The organism is Chryseobacterium subflavum, from assembly GCF_055762745.1.
In genome coordinates, this window is record NZ_JBVTMR010000004.1 from 162,796 (window position 1) to 181,980 (window position 19,185).

At 36.0% G+C, this 19,185-nt stretch carries 16 protein-coding genes; 3 read left to right on the plus strand and 13 right to left on the minus strand.

The features are described from left to right. Positions 1–62: 62 nt before the first annotated feature. The 4 genes from AC0INN_RS18125 to AC0INN_RS18140 all read right to left on the minus strand — a co-directional run bounded on the left by AC0INN_RS18125 (position 63) and on the right by AC0INN_RS18140 (position 6,315). Positions 63–1,520 (minus strand): TolC family protein, encoded by a 1,458-nt coding sequence (locus AC0INN_RS18125; protein ID WP_172283896.1) that lies wholly within the window; start codon positions 1,518–1,520, stop codon positions 63–65. Next, positions 1,492–4,683: an efflux RND transporter permease subunit gene (locus AC0INN_RS18130; protein ID WP_273650782.1), complete on the minus strand. Its 3,192-nt coding sequence runs from the start codon at positions 4,681–4,683 to the stop codon at positions 1,492–1,494. The genes AC0INN_RS18125 and AC0INN_RS18130 overlap by 29 nt, the downstream gene beginning before the upstream one ends. 22 nt (positions 4,684–4,705) lie before the next feature. Further along, entirely contained in the window at positions 4,706–5,788 is a 1,083-nt protein-coding gene (locus AC0INN_RS18135) for an efflux RND transporter periplasmic adaptor subunit (protein ID WP_172283892.1), read from the minus strand. A gap of 143 nt (positions 5,789–5,931) precedes the next feature. After that, entirely contained in the window at positions 5,932–6,315 is a 384-nt protein-coding gene (locus AC0INN_RS18140; protein ID WP_172283890.1) for a hypothetical protein, read from the minus strand. 377 nt (positions 6,316–6,692) lie between these two features. Between AC0INN_RS18140 and AC0INN_RS18145 the strand changes: the two genes are divergently transcribed. Beyond that, positions 6,693–7,085 carry a hypothetical protein gene (locus AC0INN_RS18145; RefSeq protein WP_172283888.1) on the plus strand — a complete coding sequence of 131 codons (393 nt, stop codon included), beginning with the start codon at positions 6,693–6,695 and terminating at the stop codon, positions 7,083–7,085. A gap of 45 nt (positions 7,086–7,130) precedes the next feature. Then, entirely contained in the window at positions 7,131–7,565 is a 435-nt protein-coding gene (locus AC0INN_RS18150; protein ID WP_273650781.1) for an META domain-containing protein, read from the plus strand. Positions 7,566–7,612: 47 nt separating this feature from the next. Here AC0INN_RS18150 and AC0INN_RS18155 read toward each other — a convergent pair whose 3' ends face one another. The 9 genes from AC0INN_RS18155 to AC0INN_RS18195 form a co-directional block, all read right to left on the minus strand. Continuing rightward, positions 7,613–7,870 carry a SemiSWEET transporter gene (locus AC0INN_RS18155; protein ID WP_172283885.1) on the minus strand — a complete coding sequence of 86 codons (258 nt, stop codon included), beginning with the start codon at positions 7,868–7,870 and terminating at the stop codon, positions 7,613–7,615. A 66-nt stretch (positions 7,871–7,936) separates the two neighbouring features. Next, positions 7,937–8,971, minus strand: coding sequence for an NAD(P)/FAD-dependent oxidoreductase (locus AC0INN_RS18160; RefSeq protein WP_306614457.1), 1,035 nt, complete (start codon positions 8,969–8,971; stop codon positions 7,937–7,939). A 55-nt stretch (positions 8,972–9,026) separates the two neighbouring features. Next, the gene (gene porN, locus AC0INN_RS18165) at positions 9,027–9,965 is read right to left on the minus strand and encodes a type IX secretion system ring subunit PorN/GldN (RefSeq protein ID WP_172283881.1); all 939 of its coding nucleotides are present in this window, start codon (positions 9,963–9,965) and stop codon (positions 9,027–9,029) included. A 23-nt stretch (positions 9,966–9,988) separates the two neighbouring features. Then, on the minus strand, positions 9,989–11,560 hold the full coding sequence (gene porM / locus AC0INN_RS18170) for a type IX secretion system motor protein PorM/GldM (RefSeq protein WP_172283879.1): 1,572 nt from the start codon (positions 11,558–11,560) through the stop codon (positions 9,989–9,991). Positions 11,561–11,609: 49 nt separating this feature from the next. Beyond that, positions 11,610–12,305 carry a type IX secretion system motor protein PorL/GldL gene (porL, locus tag AC0INN_RS18175; RefSeq protein WP_172283877.1) on the minus strand — a complete coding sequence of 232 codons (696 nt, stop codon included), beginning with the start codon at positions 12,303–12,305 and terminating at the stop codon, positions 11,610–11,612. A gap of 61 nt (positions 12,306–12,366) precedes the next feature. Next, on the minus strand, positions 12,367–13,785 hold the full coding sequence (porK, locus tag AC0INN_RS18180) for a T9SS ring complex lipoprotein PorK/GldK (protein WP_172283875.1): 1,419 nt from the start codon (positions 13,783–13,785) through the stop codon (positions 12,367–12,369). Between the two features lie 107 nt (positions 13,786–13,892). Then, a complete protein-coding gene (gene glmS, locus AC0INN_RS18185; RefSeq protein WP_172283874.1) occupies positions 13,893–15,746 on the minus strand; it encodes a glutamine--fructose-6-phosphate transaminase (isomerizing) in 1,854 nt (617 codons plus the stop codon). A gap of 29 nt (positions 15,747–15,775) precedes the next feature. Continuing rightward, positions 15,776–17,380: a DUF4270 family protein gene (locus AC0INN_RS18190; protein ID WP_273650777.1), complete on the minus strand. Its 1,605-nt coding sequence runs from the start codon at positions 17,378–17,380 to the stop codon at positions 15,776–15,778. An 11-nt stretch (positions 17,381–17,391) separates the two neighbouring features. Next, positions 17,392–18,162 carry a glycogen/starch synthase gene (locus AC0INN_RS18195; protein WP_172283870.1) on the minus strand — a complete coding sequence of 257 codons (771 nt, stop codon included), beginning with the start codon at positions 18,160–18,162 and terminating at the stop codon, positions 17,392–17,394. 170 nt (positions 18,163–18,332) lie between these two features. Between AC0INN_RS18195 and panC the strand changes: the two genes are divergently transcribed. Next, on the plus strand, positions 18,333–19,181 hold the full coding sequence (panC, locus tag AC0INN_RS18200; RefSeq protein ID WP_273650776.1) for a pantoate--beta-alanine ligase: 849 nt from the start codon (positions 18,333–18,335) through the stop codon (positions 19,179–19,181). Positions 19,182–19,185 lie beyond the last annotated feature (4 nt).

The window sequence follows — 19,185 nt, forward strand, 5'->3', positions numbered from 1 at the left end:
ACAAAAAAGAGGCTGTCTGACGACAGCCCCCTTCTATTAAAAAAAACATTAAAGATTTATAATCACTTCCAGCCTCCGCCTAAGCTCTTATAAATATCAACAACTGTACTCAGCTGTTTTTCTTTTGCTTCTACCAATTCCATTTTGGCATCTAAAGCATCTCTTTGATTTAATAATACTTCAAGATAGTCTGCTCTTGAATTTCTGAACAATTGATTGGCAATATCAATAGATTGATCTAGTGCATGAGTTTCCTCAGACTTCAGCTTATAATACTGATCAATATTCTTAACTTTCGACATCAGATTAGCAACATCCAGATATGCATTCAGAATAGTTTTATCATATTCATACAATGCTTGTATCTGTTTTGCATCAGCAGTCTGGAAATTAGCTTTAATCGCAGTTTTATTAATCAGAGGCCCTGCTACTTCTCCTACCAGATTATAAGCGATAGACTCGGGCATTTTTACCAGATAAGAAGGTTTGAAAGCTTCCAGTCCAAGCGCTGCAGAGATCTCAAGGGAAGGATAAAATTCTTTTCGCGCAGCTTCCACATCCAGTTTTGCAGATTTTAATTCCAATTCAGCCTGTTTGATATCTGGACGATTGGCTAATAATTGCGATGGGATACCGGTGTAAACGGTCTGAGGAATTGTAGACATAAAGCTTTCCTTAGTTCTTACAATCGGCTGTGGAAATCTTCCTAAAAGAGCATTAATCTCATTTTCCTTTTCAGTGATCTGCTGACGGATTGTATATTCCGTTGCCTTAGACTTCGCTAATTCTGCCTCAAATTTCTTTACGGCCAGTTCTGTTGCTGCAGCAGCCTCCTTCTGGATTTTAGAAATCTCCAACGCCTTATCCTGTAGCTTGATGTACTGCTGAATAATATCCAACTGGTTGTCAAGTGAAAGCAATTCATAATAATTGTCCGCCACTTCTTCAATAAGGCTGGAAAGAACAAAATTCTTTCCTTCTACTGTAGACAGATAATGGGCTACAGCAGATTCTTTTTCTGTTCTGAGTTTTTTCCAGATATCAATCTCCCAGTTTGCCATTAACCCTCCTTCAAAATTACCCAGTGGATCAGGCATTTCTCTTCCGGGTTCAATCTCCGTAGTTGCATCTCCTGCTCCTTCACTGGTATAACGTCCGGATTTTTTCAACCCCGCTCCCAGTTTTGCCTCTACTGTAGGACTCAATTTACCCTTCTTGTAAAGAACTCCGCTTTTTGCGATTTCAATTTCCTGTAAGGTAATCATCAGCTCCTGATTATTTTTCAGGGCGGTTTCAATCAGCACTACAAGATTTGGGTCAGTAAAAAACTGCCTCCATGGAGTTGTTCCACTGTTGGTATTAGCATCCTGCTGATCATTTTCTCCAAAGTTCTGAGGTACATTTTCTTTTACCTCGTCTTTTATAACAGTTGCCATAGGTGCTTTACAACTTGATAAAACAAGGGATAATGCTATGGCTGTAAGTATTGATTTAGTCTTCAAATTTTCCATCATGTTCATAAGGTTCAGTTTGTTCTGTTAAAGGATTTTCTTCCTCATATCTTGCCAGCCTGGACTTTTCAGCAATCGTTCCGAAAATATAGTATAATCCAGGAATGATCATTAATCCAAAAATGGTCCCTATCAGCATTCCTCCTGCTGCTGCAGTTCCGATTGTTCTGTTTCCGACTGCTCCCGGTCCCGTTGCCATTACCAACGGAATCAATCCGGCAATAAACGCAAATGAGGTCATCAGGATAGGACGGAAACGGATTGTTGCTCCCTCGATAGCAGCTTTCACTACAGAAATTCCTTCTTCTGCCTTTTTCTGTACGGCAAATTCAACAATCAATACGGCATTTTTTCCTAAGAGACCAATAAGCATTACCATCGCCACCTGAGCATAGATGTTATTTTCCAACCCTAAAAGTTTCAGGCATAAAAATGCTCCAAATATCCCTGTAGGAAGAGAAAGAATTACTGGCAAAGGAAGAATGAAACTTTCATATTGTGCAGAAAGAATAAGATATACAAATCCAAGACATACAAGGAAAATAAATATGGCTTCATTTCCACGGCTTACTTCATCTTTGGAAATACCAGCCCAGTCGATTCCAAATCCTCTCGGTAGAGTTTTATCTGCAACCTCCTGAATGGCTTTGATCGCCTGTCCACTACTGTATCCCGGTGCTGGGGTTCCACTTACCTCTGAGGAATTATACATATTATGTCTTGTAATCTCAGATAATCCATATACTTTTTCAAGCCTCATGAAATCTGAATATGGAACCATTTGCTCCTTATCGTTTTTAACATATAGCTTCAATAAATCAGTTGGTAATGCACGATATTGCGGCCCTGCCTGAACGATTACCTTATAAGGTCTGTCAAAACGAATAAAACTGGTTTCATAGTTCGAACCAATCAATGTTGATAAATTATCCATTGCATTGGCAATAGTCACTCCTTTTTGCTCCGCCAGGTCATTATCAACTCTCAACATATATTGCGGGAAACTTGCTGAATAAAAGGTAAACGCTGATCCAAGTTCAGGACGTTTTTTTAGCTCTTTAACGAAGTCATTACTTACTTGCTCCATTTTATGGTAATCCCCGCTACCCGCTTTATCTAAGAGACGAAGCTCAAAACCTCCGGCAGCACCATATCCCGGAATAGAAGGCGGTTGAAAAAACTCAATATTGGCACCCGGAATATTTTTGGCTTTTTCTTCTAGTTTCTCAATGATTTCTGCGGCAGATTCTTTACGATCTTCCCAGCTTTTGAGGTTGATAAGACAGGTTCCGGAGTTAGATCCTGTTCCTTCTGTTAGAATTTCATAACCAGCAAGGGAAGAAACAGACTGTACTCCATCAATATCTTCCGATTCTCTTAAAAGTTCTTTTGCTATCTGATTTGTTCTTTCCAAAGTAGATCCCGGAGGAGTCTGAATAATAGCATAGATCATCCCCTGGTCTTCACTAGGAATAAACCCTGATGGAAGTGAATTGCTTAAAAAGAATGTACATAAACAAAAAGCTAACAACAAAGGAAGCGTAAACATCTTTTTCGTTACGGTCTTATTCAGTAACTTTTCATATTTCCCGGCTCCTTTAGTAAATAACCCATTAAATTTATCCAGGAATATCGTAATCGGAGTTCTTCTTTTTGCCTTTCCGTGATTATTCTTTAAAATTAAAGCACATAAAGCCGGAGTCAGTGTCAATGCCACAACCCCTGAAAGTATAATTGCAGAAGCCATCGTAATAGAGAACTGACGATAGAAAACACCTACAGGTCCTGACATGAATGCAATAGGAATAAATACAGACGCCATTACCAAAGTGATTGCTATAATCGCTCCACTGATCTCATGCATCGCCTCTTCCGTTGCTTTTAATGGTGAAAGATTTTTTTCTTCCATTTTGGCGTGGACGGCTTCAATAACCACAATGGCATCATCCACAACTACACCGATCGCCATTACAAGCGCAAAAAGTGAAATCATATTCAATGTGATCCCAAATGCAGACATTACGGCAAATGTTCCTACCAATGACACCGGAACCGCTAAGGCCGGAATCAATGTTGAACGCCAATCACCAAGAAAAAGAAACACCACAATCGCCACAAGGATAAAAGCTTCAAATAAGGTATGAACCACTTTTTCAATCGAAGCATCCAGGAACCTGGATACGTCATAACTGATGTCATAATGCATTCCTTTAGGGAAAGAAGTTTTCTGAAGATCAGCCATCAGGTTTTTTACATTCTTAATAACATCACTTGCGTTGGATCCGTAAGATTGCTTCACTGTAATTGCCGCGGAAGGTTTACCATTCAATGTTGAATAAATATCATACATTGAACTTCCGAATTCAATATCGGCTACATCTTTCAGTCTTACAAACTCCCCGGCTGACTTTGCCTTAAGGATAATGTTTCCATAGTCTTTTTCACTATTAAAACGACCAGGATATTTTAGAATATATTCAAATGATTGAGAACGTTTTCCCGAACTTTCTCCGGTTTTCCCCGGTGAAGCCTCTAAACTCTGCTCATTCAAAGCTTCCATTACTTCGTCTGCTGAAATATCGTAGGCTGTTAATCTGTCCGGTTTTAGCCAGACACGCATCGCATATTCCCGGGTTCCCAGGATATCAGCGAAACCAACGCCACTTACCCTTCTCAATTCAGACATTACATTGATGTCCGCATAGTTAAACAGAAACTTCTGGTCAGCTTTGGGATCATCACTATAGAGGTTGATATACATCAACATGTTAGGCTCTTCACGTGTGATCTTCACCCCCTCTCGGACAACCAATGGAGGAAGTTTGTTAACCACTGAAGATACCCGGTTCTGAACGTTTACTGCTGCAACGTTCGGATCAGTTCCCAAATCAAATACAACCTGGATGGAGGCTTCTCCGTCGTTTCCAGCGTCAGAAGTCATATACTTCATCCCCGGAACACCATTGAGTCCTCTTTCCAGTGGAATAACTACAGATTTAATTAACAGTTCATTGTTTGCTCCCGGATATTCCGCAGTAATATTTACTTTAGGCGGAGAAATGGACGGGAACTGTGTTATGGGCAGCTTAACAAGTGATAAAACTCCCATAAACACAATAATCAATGAGATTACGATAGACAGAACAGGTCTGCGAATGAATTTCTTAAACATACAGCTTCATTTTACGAGTACACTACTCTGCTTTTAATTTCAATGATTGAATTACTTTCCGCGGATCCTGGAATTTCACTTTTACTTTTTGGTCGTCCTTCACTTTCTGAACGCCCTCTAAGAGAAATTGCTCTCCTGCTGCCAGGCCTGAAGCCACAACATACAGATCAGGTAATTCATAAGCCACTTTTATATTCCGGGATTTTAATACGCCATTTTTGCCAACGACAAACACATATTTCTGATCCTGAATTTCATAAGTAGCCTTTTGTGGAATAATTAAAGCATTTCTGAGCGGTAGGGTCATTCTTACCTTTCCTGTTTCTCCATTTCTCAAAAGTTTATCAGGATTGGGAAACTTTGCCCGGAAGGCTATATTCCCCGTTTCATTATCAAATTCCCCTTCTATAGTCTGGATCTCTCCTTTTTGAGGAAGTGCATCTCCATTAGCCATAATAAGAGTTACTTCTTTACTTCCTCTATCTGCGGCATGAGTCTGATAATTCAGATATTCGGGTTCTGATACATTAAAATAAGTGTAAACATTGGTATTATCAGACAAACTGGTCAACAGATCTCCTTCATCGACAAGACTTCCGAGTTTCAATGGAATCCTGTTAATAATTCCTGAGAACGGAGCTTTTATATCGGTGAATGATAAATGAATCTGGGCAAGTCTCATTTCTGCATTAGCAGCATCAAGCTTAGCTTTTGCCATTGCTCGTTCGTTCTTTGAAACAATATTATTACTGGCTAATGTACTTGCATTTTTTAATTCAATATTGGCCTGTTCCACTTCAGCTTTGGATTTCATTAATTCAGCCTGATACAATTGAGGCATAATACGGAATAAAGTCTGTCCCGCGTGAACAAACTGACCTTCGTCCACGTAGATCTTTTCAAGAAATCCTTTCTCCTGTGCACGGACTTCGATATTTTTTACAGATTGGATTTGCGTAACATATTCTTTGTTGATTACAGTATCCATTTTTACCGGAGACGTAACCGGAAAGGTTGTTACTTCTTCTTTTTCTTCTTTTTTGTTGTGACAGCCAACAAATAACAAGAGGGTGCTTAGCGCAATGCCCGAGGCAGCTCTTTTCATAATTTTGAAATTATATAAATCGTTAATGTTTTAATAGAATAGAAATGGTAATTGAGAGAGAACGCTATGCCCACTACCAACAAGCACAACGCATACTGCTCCACTCTGTAATCAGAGTAGAATCATACATTGAAAAATGAATTTTAAATTCTGATAGATCGGATCAGAATAAACTTTTTTACAGAGGAATAATTGGAAACAAATCCTTGAATACGGGCTTTTAATTTTTTATAATTAAATAGTCCGAAGAAATATACCAAACCGAAAACGCCCACAAAAAGAATAGCATCCTGAACACTATCCGACCATTGAAAATCTTCTTCTGTAAGCTCTAAAGAAGAATTATCAACACCATCCGGCATTTGCTGGATCGATAATTTATCGTAGGTCTGATTTAAACGATTGGCTTTTTTAGGTAAATGATGAGAAACAGGTAGATGGTTATGTAATGTTTTGACATTGATTTTGCTTTCCACTATGAAAAGCAGAAATAGACTCGTCAAAAAATACACAATATAGTTTCTCATTTTGAAGTGGCAAAGGTAAGCTTAGATTTGAATATTTTTATACAGATTAACAAAATTTAACTCACTCACAAATATCAATCATCGGAATTGATTTATTTTCTTTCGATTCCCGGCATCCAGATACCTGAGATTACAACAGGTTTTTTCATCATTTCTAATGGGAAATACAGTGTAGATTGCCAATACAAATAATTCCGTAAAACAGAAACAATCGTTAAAAAAAATAAAAATAACCATTTCCGAAACAAAGATGCATTCCATACTATTGATATGAATATTTAATTAATTTATTAAAAATTAACAAATACACCGTAAATATTTTGTAATTTTACAGTTCACAAACAAGTAACCAATGAAACACCTAATCACAAATACTTATGAAAAAAATAGTTCACATTATTATCCTTGTTCTCGCTGTAGTTTCCGTAGCAGCATGTAAAAGCTCAGCCAAAGAAGAACCCGAAGTTATCGCCTCTCAACCTGTAGAAACAGATGATATTACCAAAGAAGTTTTTACAGACAATTATGGAGATAAAATAGAAGTCGCAATTAATAATACAGATAATACGGCTGTTATTCACCTTGATGGTAAATCTTACGAACTTAAAAAGAACAAAGATCTGCCAGATTATACTGCATCCAATCCAGAGTATCAGTATTCTAATATCAGAGGAAATATAACTTTTCTAAAAAGAAATGTTGACATGGTCTTGTTCCACCACAAACAGGAAAAGAAAGGTGCCACTGCCAGCAAAATGGCATCATATTAGTTTTGTCAAACTAAAAATCAGATGCTTTAATTAAAAACAATACCCATGAAAAAACTACACAACTATGTCTTAATACTTTCTGTACTTATCCTGGCGATATGCTGTACTGCAAAAACAGCCGATAAGAACAGTAATGATATTACCGGAAAAACTTGGAAACTGATTGAAATTAACGGTCAGCCTATACAGCTAAAAAACCCGAAAAATAATCCTTATTTCAAATTGAATATGACTGACATGCGGTACGAAGGAAACGCTGGATGTAATGGTCTGGGAGGTACTTTTGAAATCAAACAGGACATTATGCGTATCAAGTTCAATCAGGGGATTTCTACCATGATGGCTTGTGATGATCTGGAAATAGAACAACGTTTTACCAAGGCTTTATTGGCTGCAGATAATTATTCTGTAAATGGCAAAATCCTGAGTCTTAATAAAGCTAAAATGGCACCCTTGGCAAAATTTTCCCTACAAGAATAAATAGAAATGTATACAGATAAGAAGGCACTTTCATGAGAAAGTGCCTTTTATTTTTTTTTATAGATCATATAACAGATTAAAAGTACCACATTCAGCACGACAGCAAATGCATTGGATAAAATAATGGGAAGTTCATCCTTCAGCAATCCATACCACACCCATAAAGACAAACCGGAAATAAGAACCAGAAGCATGATCCATGAAATATCTTCAACATTCTTTTCTTTAAGAACTTTTATAAGCTGAGGAACCATCGATACAGAAGTGAGCACACCTGCCACAATACCAAGAATATTTTCATTCATTTTTATAGAATTCACATATCCTGAATATACTAATTTTTTAATTAGGTAACGAAAAACATACACGTATTATGTAAACCTTTTAAGGGCAACTTCATCAGGTAAAGGAATTCCTTTCTCTATAAGCTGATACAAACTTCCGGAAAAATAACATCCGTTTAATATTCCCCTCGCCCCCAATCCGTTGAAAACATACATATTGGAATATTCACTATGACTCCCAATAATAGGTCTCCTATCCTTCACAGTCGGCCTGAAACCAAAATTAACTTCCTGTATCTTAAAATCGTAAGGATATACTTCAGATAACCCTCTTAACAGCTGGTCTACCGCAGAATCATCAATTTCGTGATGCAATTGCTCACGATCGTATGTGCCACCATAAAAATAAAGTCCATTATCAATGGGAAATAAAAAATGTTTCTTCTTTATGGTATCGGCAGTTGAAATTTTTTCTGATAATTTGACCCTAATATGATGCCCTTTGTTTGGAATTACAGCAATGTCTGAAAAGTACGGGTTTTTCATTACCCCCATTCCTTCACAAAAAACAATATTCTTAAAACGAATTCCTTCATATTCGGATCCAGACACATCTAAACTATCATAATCAAACTTCTCATTGATAAGATTTCCTTTGTCCTCAAAATAATTGAAAAAATCGTTAAAAAAGTTACTGACATCCAATCTCGCAGATTGATTAACGATTCCCGTACTAAAAGGATTATTAATTCCTTCTAAACTTTGAAACTCCTTATTCAAAAAGTTTTGTAATTCTAAATGATCAGACTTCTTAACCCAAAGCTTTTGTTCATTCTCATCATGGAAAACCCGATGAATAGGCTTATCAATCAAATAGTTTCTCCCTGTATATGATTCAATTTCTAAAAGGGTTCTTTTTAGAGTATTTATTTGTTCCTGAGCTAACCAGAACGTTGTAAATTTCTTTAATACCACAGGATTAATGATTCCTGCAGAGACCTGTGAAGCACTTTTCTTTTTCTCGGAAAAAATAATAAATGATTTATTATTCTGTATTAACTGATGGGCAAAAAAAAGCCCGGCATATCCATCCCCTACAATAATATAGTCTACATTTTTCATAATAAAAAAACCTGAGTAAAAATACTCAGGTTTTGTATAAATATCAAGTGAAATATTAATAATTCCACATATCATTTTCCATGTCAAGAATCTGTGCTTTAATTCTGTCGCTTTCTTCTATCTGCTCATCAGCATTTCTAGGAATATAATCTTTGATTACACCATCTCCTAAACCACTTGAAGATTTATAGATAATTGAAGAAAATCTTCTAGCATTGATGATATCATCGAAAGAAAGATCAGCAGAAGAGTTTTTTCTATTATACACGAAGTTATTCGCTAATATCTCTCTTGCACTTGGGTAATAAATCCAAAACAGGTCAATAAGCTCATTAGCTCCGGCCAAAGGTTGTCCGTCTGGTCCTGTTCTACCTTGTACAGCAGGATCTGGTCCCATTGCTGCAATACCCAGTGGTCTGTATTTCATCTGACCATCTCTTCTATCGATAAACCACATACCCATAATTTTTAATACTTTAACTTTATCAGTCGTCGTTTTAAAAATATCGGTATATTCTTTTTTCTCCTGTTCTGTAAGCTGTCTTCCAGAGTTTAGGATATCGATAGCAGCATCAGAAACTCTTACACTTTCCAATCTTTTCTGAATCCCTTCAGGAGTTAATTTAGTTACAAAATTCTCATCATCATAAACTTCCTGGATTTTACCTGTTATTGCAGCATCCAGCAATAATTGATATAAAGATCTTGTCTGAGTAGCAAGAAGACCATCAGGATTATCATAGTATAATGGCTGATTAATCTTATCATTCATGTCAATAATCTCCCAAACAAACATACTTTTTAAGATATCTTTGTCCTCAACAAAACCGTATTCCAAAGGTTTTACCGTTTTATCAACAATAGTATCTCCAACTTTCTGCTTGTTTTCAGCTCTCATTTGTCTGAACTCTTCAGGAGAAGAAGCATTCAGAATAGTCTGGGAAAAAGCAACTCCCGAAACTACTACTAAAAAAGCGCTTATATATTTTTTCATAATATTATTTTAACTTATTAAAATTACTGAACATTGATTACAACAGGAGAGATATTCTTCAATGTTTGATTTCCTAATCCTGTAGCAGTCGCTTTAATATCAAAAACATACACTACATCACCCGCTCTTACATTTTTAACCAATCCGGCAGCCTCTTCAAGACTATTACCTTTGATCAGCAATGCTGCTCTACCAGGTACTTTCACCATAAACTGATTAACAGTGAATGAAACAGGGAAATCGAAATCTGGTATTGCTGCCTGTACCATCTGATTTGGAATCGAAGTAGCAGGAATATTCAATACTGTCTGACCTCTCATCTGACCTTGAGGAGCCGGAACATTCTTAATTCTGTATTCAAATACCTGAGATACCGTTTTACCATAAGGATCAGTTCCAGATAATGTTAATTTCACAGTATTACCCGTAGAAGGAATAATATTCCATTTTCCAGGACCATTACCTTTTACTACAGCACCAGGAGCAGATAATGATAATTTAGAATTGTCAGCACCCAGGATAGAACCAGATACCGGGTTTTCTAATCCTCTGTACAATACATTCATCTTATCCGGAGAAAGTAATAATCCTTTTTCAAGTTTTACTTCTCTTGGTCCTGCAATTACATTATATGTATGCGTCCAAGGGAAACTTTGAGGTTTACCGGAAGCATCTGTTAAAGTAATAGTACCGTTTAGTTTATGCTCTCCAATACCATTTCCTGAAATAGAAATTGTTCCTTTTCCATTTTCTACTTTATTTACTCCCGTAATGCTAATCTTATTGCTATTAGAATAAGTACCTAACATTACTTTTACTTCAGCCTGTTTTCCAGCCTGAATATCAACAGGTCCTGCAACAATTGGCTCATAGCTGCTGAATTTAATACTAGCATCTACTTTCTCTTGAAGTAATAAGGCCAATGCATCAGACTGTACGTTTCTCGCATCATTCTGGATAATTTCCAGGTTAGAAATTGCTGCAATTAAAGGCTGATGATAAAACTTATTCTGAAACCATGTTTTCTCGTTTGGAGATTTTCCTTTAGGGTATTCAGCAATTAAAGATTTATTGGCTCTTTCAATCAAATCATTTAACTGATTGTTTTTTCCGAAAGTTGCTACAATATAATTTCTTACTTCATCAATTTTGGACTTCAATTCCAATGCTCCTTTAGAAGGGCTATTTTCATCTCCGTCAGCAAAAAAATAATGCGTAGTTGCTTCGTTATTATTAAGAGCTGCAAAATTCTCACTTACATCCACTTTATCAGAGAATTCTGATTCAGTTTTTAATTTAGTTTTAATTGTTTCAGCACTTTCTACTAAGGCATTAATTTTAGCTTTTAAAACCTTATACTGTTCCCATGGAGTAGCATAAGTATCCGGCACTTGTTGTGCCTTTAATTCTAGAGTTTTTTCAAAAATTTTCTCATTCTTTCTTTCTGTTAAAGTTCTTGTTTCATTAAGAGCTTTAGTCGAATCATAATAAGATCTGATGATTTCCGCATCAATATTTAGGGCCATCATAGCGATGAACACCAAATACATTAGGTTGATCATCTTCTGACGTGGAGTCTGTTTTCCTTGTGCCATTCTTTTTCTTTGTTTGGATTAAAAATTAAATTTAGAAATGGTTTGGAAATTAAGACTTCATAGCAGTTAACATACCACCATAAACTCTGTTTAAATTATTTAAGTTTGATGTTAAACCTTGTAACTCCTGGTTGAATTTTTCTGAATGCTCAGCAGACTTCTGCATATCTGCCACATATTTATTGGCAAATTCAGATTGTCTTTTACCATTCTCCAATTGCATCGCGTATAAAGCGTTCATGCTTTCCATGTGCTGAGCGGCAATGTTTAACTGATCATTATATTTGTGAGTAGAAGCAGAAACATCTACCGTCTGATTGATCTGATCCACTGAATTTGAAAATTTATCAATTCCTGTTCTTAATCTTTCAAACAATTGAACATCTAATTTAGCATCCTGTAACATTTTATCCAATTTTGTAGAAAGAGAGTTCTCTAATTCTGCAAATTGAGCAGCTGCATTATTTCTTGAAGAAACATTAGAATGTAAAGGGTTCGGGTTAGCATGTTTATCTAACAATTCAGGATAAACATTTTCCCAGGCATAAGACTCTTCTGATTTTGGAGGGTCGAAAGCGAAAATAATGAAGATGATTGCTTCAGTAATAAGTCCTACTGTAAGAGCAACGTTACCACTGATTGGTCCCAAGTTAATGTGAGTAATCTTAAGCCAAGCTCCAAGGATTACAATTGCAGCACCGAATGAATAAAAGAAATTCATCCAAGCATCTTTAGTCTTAAACATATAAGTTAGTTTTTTTTAATGATTAAAAATAAATTGTATTGAAAAATAATTATGTATCTGATTATCTGTTAACCCTTCTTGGCTTAACAGCAGCTTCAGGAATATCCTGTACAGTTCTGAATCCAATATAACTTCTTGCAGAATCTTTTCTTTCCCAATCTCTTGCACCAGTCATAAGCATTGCGCCTATATCTTTCCAAGAACCTCCTCTTACAGATTTCTTAGAATCTGATTTATCTTTAGTAGAAGGGTTTAGAGTTGAAGAAAATCCGTATGAAGAATTGTTGTAAGAAGATTCTGTCCATTCAGAAACGTTTCCAGCCATATCAAATAACCCAAATCCATTTTTCTTAAATTTCTTTACTGGAGCTGTATATGTATAAGTACCTTTTTTATCGTCTTCCATGTAATTACCACGCTTAGGCTTAAAGTTAGCCAGGTAGCATCCTCTGTCATCCATCAAATATGGACCTCCCCAAGGATAAGTAGCATTCTGCATACCTCCTCTTGCAGCATATTCCCATTCGATCTCTGTAGGTAAACGGAATTGTAATGGTCTCTGTTTTTTTCTTTTTAAGCTTTCATTGTAATCCGTTTTCAATTTAGATCTGAAATTACAATATGCTCTTGCCTGATCCCAGGTTACCCCAACAACAGGATAATCTTTATAAGCTTTATGCCAAAAATATTGTTCAAATAATGGCTCGTTATAGGCGAAGTGGAAATCTTTTACCCAAACAGTTGTATCCGGATAGATTGCTATACTTTTGCTTTTAAGGTAGTTTACCCCTCTTTCATTGTCAGCAAGAGCAGCATCCATATCTCCCCACTGGTAATTATATTTTAATTTACTAACATCAAGGATTCTTTCATTACCAATTCTGGCAGAAGCTGGTAAATATAAAGACTCAAGAACTTCCGCATATTCTACATCAGGATATTTTGAAGTATTCCAATGCAATGGAATTTTCCAATCCAGTCTTTTACTTGCATCATATCCCCCATCTTCTCTTCCTCCTTGTCCTTCTAAATATTCCTGATACGGAGTAAGGTTTTCTTCTTTCTTAGCAAGGTATGCATAATCTCCGATGCTGGCACCTCTTCCTCCACCTTCACCACCTTCTCCGGCAGCTTCAGCAAGTAGAGTTCTGGCAATAGAGTCTCTTACGTAGTTAATGAATACTCTGTATTCTGCATTAGTAGTTTCTGCTTCATCCATAAAGAATGAGGACACAGTTACTGTTTTCAGTGCTGATTTCTCAGGAGTATGAGTGATATCCTGATCAGCTAAACCTGCGATAAAAGATCCTGCAGGAATTGCAACCATACCGTATGGTCTTTCAGCAACAAATGATTTAGTTTTTTCTCTTGGTATCAACTCTCCTTTTGTTCCTGGCTTCCCTACAGAAGAGCTACCACCACCTGAACAAGATACCGACGCTACCGACGCAGACAATAATAAAAGAAATATCCTTTTCATGTTAATTTTTATAATTAAGCCGTAAATATATAATTTTTTTAAGAAACTTTTAAGATTTTTTTTGAAATAACGCGAGAAATCTAAATTTATTTTATTTCCTAGTATTTTTATTCTACAGTTACCGACTTAGCAAGGTTTCTGGGCTGATCTACATTGGCTCCTCTATATACTGCAATATAGTAAGCAAGCAGCTGTAAAGGCACAGATGCAACTATTGGAGAGAAGCATTCTGAAGTTTCAGGAATTTCGATAACGTAGTCTGCCATTTCGCTTACCTGCTGATCCCCTTTATTAACAACAGCAATCACCTTTCCTTTTCTTGCTTTAATTTCCTGAACATTACTTACGATCTTATCATAGTGACCTTTTTTAGGCGCAATAATAACGATTGGCATATTCTCATCGATCAAAGCAATAGGTCCGTGCTTCATCTCCGCTGCAGGATACCCTTCTGCATGGATATAAGAGATTTCTTTCAATTTAAGAGCTCCCTCTAAAGCCGCTGGATAATTATAGCCTCTACCTAAATACAAGAAGTTATGAACCCCTACGAAATCTTTAGCTATACTCTGAGTCAACTCATGTGTTGAACTCAAAACTTCTTCAATTTTCTTAGGAATTGCATCAAGCTCTGAAATGAGACTCATGAATTCAGCATTTCCAAGGTTGCCATTATGCTTTCCTAGCTTGAATGCAATAAGTGTAAGGATCGTAAGCTGGGCAGTAAATGCTTTTGTAGAAGCTACTCCGATCTCTGGTCCTGCATGCGTATAAGAACCTGCATCCGTAATTCTTGCAATAGATGAATCCACTACATTACATATACCATATATAAACGCTCCTTTTTCTTTTGCCAGTTTTAAAGCCGCCATTGTATCGGCAGTTTCTCCCGATTGGGAAATCGCAATTACAACATCTTTATCTGTAATAATCGGGTTTCTGTATCTGAATTCTGATGCATATTCCACTTCAACAGGGATTCTTGCATATTCTTCTATAAGATATTCACCAATTAAACCTGCGTGCCATGAAGTACCACAAGCTATGATGATAATTCTGTTGGCATTTTTAAATTTCTCAACGTGATCCCAGATTCCCGCCATCTTGATGATTCCTTCATCCACAAGTAATCTACCTCTCATTGTATCGTGGATCGATTTTGGCTGCTCAAAAATCTCTTTAAGCATGAAGTGCTCATATCCACCTTTCTCGATCTGCTCAAGGCTTAATTTTAATTGCTGGATTTCCGGCTCTATTCTTGAGTTTTCATTGATTGTTCTGATATCCACTCCTCCTTCCAAAGAGATTGTAGCCATATGTCCTTCTTCAAGATAGATTGCTTCTTTTGTAAACTCTACAAAAGGTGAGGCATCAGATGCAATAAAATATTCTTTATCTCCAATACCAATTGCTAAAGGAGAACCTAATCTTCCAACTACCAAAACGCCAGGATAATCCTCGTGCATTACAGTAATAGCATAAGCTCCGTATACCTCATTAAGTGCATATCTTACCGCAGTTGGAAAATCTGTTGCTACATTTATATCCATAAAATACTGGATAAGATTCACTAAAACTTCAGTATCTGTTTCAGACTTGAAAGTAAATCCTTTATCAGCAAGCATTTTTTTAATGGTATCATAGTTTTCAATGATTCCATTATGAATGATTGCAATTTTATTATTATTAGATAAATGCGGGTGAGAGTTTCTATCACTTGGAACCCCATGAGTTGCCCAACGTGTGTGTCCCATCCCAATTTTCGCAGTACCTTTTAATTGAGCTGAAATATTAACAAGATCATCTACCTTTCCTTTTGTTTTTTCAACTTCAAATGAATTGTTTGCATTTTCCAAAACAATTCCCGCACTGTCGTATCCCCTGTATTCTAGTCTTCTAAGACCATTAATAACTACATCATAGGCATCCTGAAAGCCTGTATATCCAACTATTCCGCACATAATTTATTTTATTTGGTGTATGTTTAAATTTATTTTGTTCCGTAAGTAACGATTAACTGAACTCTTTTATCATTAGTAGAATCAGCAGAACCGACAAAAACAGCTCTATCTCTTGTGTATGATCTTGAAGTATATTTAGCCCCAGCAAGACCCGTGTTATCAGAATTAGACAAGAAACCTCCAATATCGATTCTATAATACTTATTAGTATTGTTTGATGCATAATCGCCTGGTTTTCCTTCTACTAAATCTTTTACTGATTTTGTAACAATAAAGTCGTAATGAGCAGGAGTGGGATTTTTATCTAAATCAAAGACCTTATATATTGAGTAATTTGGAGATCCCGCAAGAGTCAATACATCACTAGTAAATGCAGTAGTAGTTATATAAGGTGGTGTTATAGAGCTTTCTTTTCTATCCTTTTGCAAGAAAGTAAACAGACTTGGTTTTACATAACTATTATTCCATGTAGAAGCATCTGTATATATTCTGATTTTAGCACTAATAATGGCAGCCTTATTATTCTGATATAGAGTTTTTAATTTCTGGATTTCTGAATCCGGAATTTTCACCCCGATAGAAGGTCCTCCCATTCCTTGCGCATACAGCTTTTTATCACCATTCACACGATTTCCTACCATATTCAAATTAATGGCAGTCGCCAATGCAGAATTCGATCTGTCATATTGATATTGTCCAACATGTGTATTCCCTGCTCCTAAAGCAAATGAATAAGTTGCCTGAGGTCTGGTTACTGTTCCATTATCCGTTTTATCATATTTATAATACATGATCAACTCTATGTCATTAGGAGAAAACTGGAATAAATATCCGTCATTTTCCTGAACGGAAATCCTAAGTCCTTTAAAATGTCTGATAAAGTTGGAAGCATCAGCGAGTTCCGGCTTACCTTTCTTATCAATAATTTTTTCCTGGAATAAGGTTTTACCGTTATCCAATGGAATCCTGATCGCAGGTGTAGTTGTTGAAAACAAAGAACTGTTATCAGAATCTTTAGTAATAGTCACGGTGTTAATCGTCCCTTTAAACTCTTTTGTTCCAAGTACAGTTGAATTATAAGCAAAATTAGCATTTGATTTTACACTATCGGTCGCAGCTCCCAGGAAATCCGTAACTTCATTGACATCAATGTGGAACGTCTTTTTCGCTTTTCCGTATTTGTTAATAGGATATGTTTTCACCTCTTTTTTTGCAGCCACATTTCCATCCGGATACACATAATTTTCATCCGTTGTTGTTGTAAGTGAATCTGATGCATAGGTCGGTTTGATTACAAGAACCACTGAATCTACTTTTGCATTGGCCCCAAAATCAGGATTATAAGTAGATAATCTAAGCTGTGTAATGTAAGACGCCTTTTGCATTCCAAACTGGTCTTCTTTAAAAGCACCTAAAACTGCTGATCCTAATTGGGTAGCGTCACTTTTAATGGAATCATTATTAAGGATGTTAAAAGCAATAACATTGTAGGAAGTCTCCTTTCCCTGAGCTGCTCCATCTAAAAATAATTGTTCTCCCAAAGAATCCGGATCCGGCTCACAATTATAAAGTAACACACTGCCGAAAATTGCCAGAGAAAGTATGGCAAAAGTTCTTTTAATAGTACGAGTCATTAAATGTCTTTTTAATAAAGTTTGTTTATGGAATCTACATCAAGATACTCCGATTTGGTTGTAGATGTTTCATTGAATGCCTTATCCAGGTCTCCATCCAGGAATTCATCTCCTTTTACAACCCCGTCTACATAATTCATGCTTTCAATGACAAAACTTTGAAAGCTTGGCTTATCTAACGCTTTTAGTCCCGAAATATTATCGAATTCTAGTTTTTCTCCGATTTTATCGTTAAGAGGGGCGTCTTTTTCATTATATAATGAAAGAACAATCTTAGCGTCTTTAAAATACGTATCGGATTTGTAGTAAGTTTTAAGATAAATAGGAACAAAAGAAGCCATCCAACCATTCAAATGAATGATATCGGGAACCCAGTTCAGCTTTTTAATAGTCTCAATTACTCCTCTTGCAAAAAATATTGCTCTTTCGTCATTATCTTCAAAAGGGCTACCATCATCTTCATAGTAATATTGTTTTCTTTTGAAGTATTCTTCATTATCTATAAAATAGACCTGAAGTCTTTCCCCCGGAAGAGATGCCACTTTAATGATTAGAGGTTGGTCCAGGTCATTAATGATAATGTTCATTCCTGAGAGACGGATAACTTCATGGAGTTGGAATTTCCTTTCACTTATTTGTCCAAATCTTGGCATAAAAACTCTAACATCATTGCCTTCATTGTGCATTTTAAGCGCCATTTTGTTTACCACAGTAGCCATGTTTGTATCTTCCTGATATGGATACATTTCTGTAGTAATATACAGTATTTTTTGATTCGGCATAAATTTCTATCTAATTTTTTGTAAAAATGCTTTAATGTGCAAAATTACAAAAAAACATCCAACATTATTTTAATTAACATTTTTTTACGAAAATTACCTTTTTCAAATTATCAAAAACGCAGTTTATTATCTGATATTTTAGTATTTTTGAATTGCTATTAAAATTAATTATGGAAGTCTTAAAAAATAAAAAAACACTTCAGGATTTCATTGAAAGACAGAAAGAAATGGGAAAAAGAATAGGATTTGCACCTACAATGGGAGCTCTTCACAATGGGCATCTTTCTCTTTATGAAGTAGCAAGGAATGAAAATGATCTTGTAATTTCTTCAATTTTTGTTAATCCTACTCAATTCAATAACCCTGATGATCTTGCAAAATATCCACGGGATGTGAACCGGGATATACTTATTTTAGAAAATTCCGGATTAGTTGACGCCGTTTATATTCCTGAAATTACAGATATCTACCCTGAAAAAGCTGAAAGTCATCATTATGATTTTGACGGCCTGGAAAATGAAATGGAAGGAAAATCCAGACCTGGCCATTTTGACGGTGTAGGAACGGTAGTAGAAGAGCTTTTCAGGCAAATACAACCTGACAATGCTTATTTTGGAGAAAAAGATTTCCAGCAACTTGCTATTATTAAAAAATTGGTTGAGAAAAAGCATCTTCCTATAAAAATTACAGGAGTTCCTATTTACAGGGCAGATAACGGTCTCGCTTTAAGTTCAAGAAACCAAAGACTGCATGAAGATCGTAGGGAAGTTTCAAAAATTATTTATGAAACATTAAAAAAGGTCAATGATTGGTTCAGAGTAATCACCGTTCCTGAAATTAAAGAAAGAGTTGTTGATATTTTCGATCATCAGCACGGTATGAAGCTTGAGTACTTTATGATCGCAGATGAAAACTCATTAAAAGAAACAGACTTCTTTTATAAAGATAAATCCTACAGAGCTTTTATAGTTGTTGTTGTAGACGGTGTAAGACTAATTGACAATATGCATCTGGATTAACACA

Bases quoted from the DNA above. Each gene is read 5' to 3' on its own strand.
- AC0INN_RS18125 (WP_172283896.1), bottom strand. From the start codon at position 1,520: ATGAACATGATGGAAAATTTGAAGACTAAATCAATACTTACAGCCATA.
- AC0INN_RS18130 (WP_273650782.1), bottom strand. From the start codon at position 4,683: ATGTTTAAGAAATTCATTCGCAGACCTGTTCTGTCTATCGTAATCTCA.
- AC0INN_RS18135 (WP_172283892.1), bottom strand. From the start codon at position 5,788: ATGAAAAGAGCTGCCTCGGGCATTGCGCTAAGCACCCTCTTGTTATTT.
- AC0INN_RS18140 (WP_172283890.1), bottom strand. From the start codon at position 6,315: ATGAGAAACTATATTGTGTATTTTTTGACGAGTCTATTTCTGCTTTTC.
- AC0INN_RS18145 (WP_172283888.1), top strand. From the start codon at position 6,693: ATGAAAAAAATAGTTCACATTATTATCCTTGTTCTCGCTGTAGTTTCC.
- AC0INN_RS18150 (WP_273650781.1), top strand. From the start codon at position 7,131: ATGAAAAAACTACACAACTATGTCTTAATACTTTCTGTACTTATCCTG.
- AC0INN_RS18155 (WP_172283885.1), bottom strand. From the start codon at position 7,870: ATGAATGAAAATATTCTTGGTATTGTGGCAGGTGTGCTCACTTCTGTA.
- AC0INN_RS18160 (WP_306614457.1), bottom strand. From the start codon at position 8,971: ATGAAAAATGTAGACTATATTATTGTAGGGGATGGATATGCCGGGCTT.
- porN (WP_172283881.1), bottom strand. From the start codon at position 9,965: ATGAAAAAATATATAAGCGCTTTTTTAGTAGTAGTTTCGGGAGTTGCT.
- porM (WP_172283879.1), bottom strand. From the start codon at position 11,560: ATGGCACAAGGAAAACAGACTCCACGTCAGAAGATGATCAACCTAATG.
- porL (WP_172283877.1), bottom strand. From the start codon at position 12,305: ATGTTTAAGACTAAAGATGCTTGGATGAATTTCTTTTATTCATTCGGT.
- porK (WP_172283875.1), bottom strand. From the start codon at position 13,785: ATGAAAAGGATATTTCTTTTATTATTGTCTGCGTCGGTAGCGTCGGTA.
- glmS (WP_172283874.1), bottom strand. From the start codon at position 15,746: ATGTGCGGAATAGTTGGATATACAGGCTTTCAGGATGCCTATGATGTA.
- AC0INN_RS18190 (WP_273650777.1), bottom strand. From the start codon at position 17,380: ATGACTCGTACTATTAAAAGAACTTTTGCCATACTTTCTCTGGCAATT.
- AC0INN_RS18195 (WP_172283870.1), bottom strand. From the start codon at position 18,162: ATGCCGAATCAAAAAATACTGTATATTACTACAGAAATGTATCCATAT.
- panC (WP_273650776.1), top strand. From the start codon at position 18,333: ATGGAAGTCTTAAAAAATAAAAAAACACTTCAGGATTTCATTGAAAGA.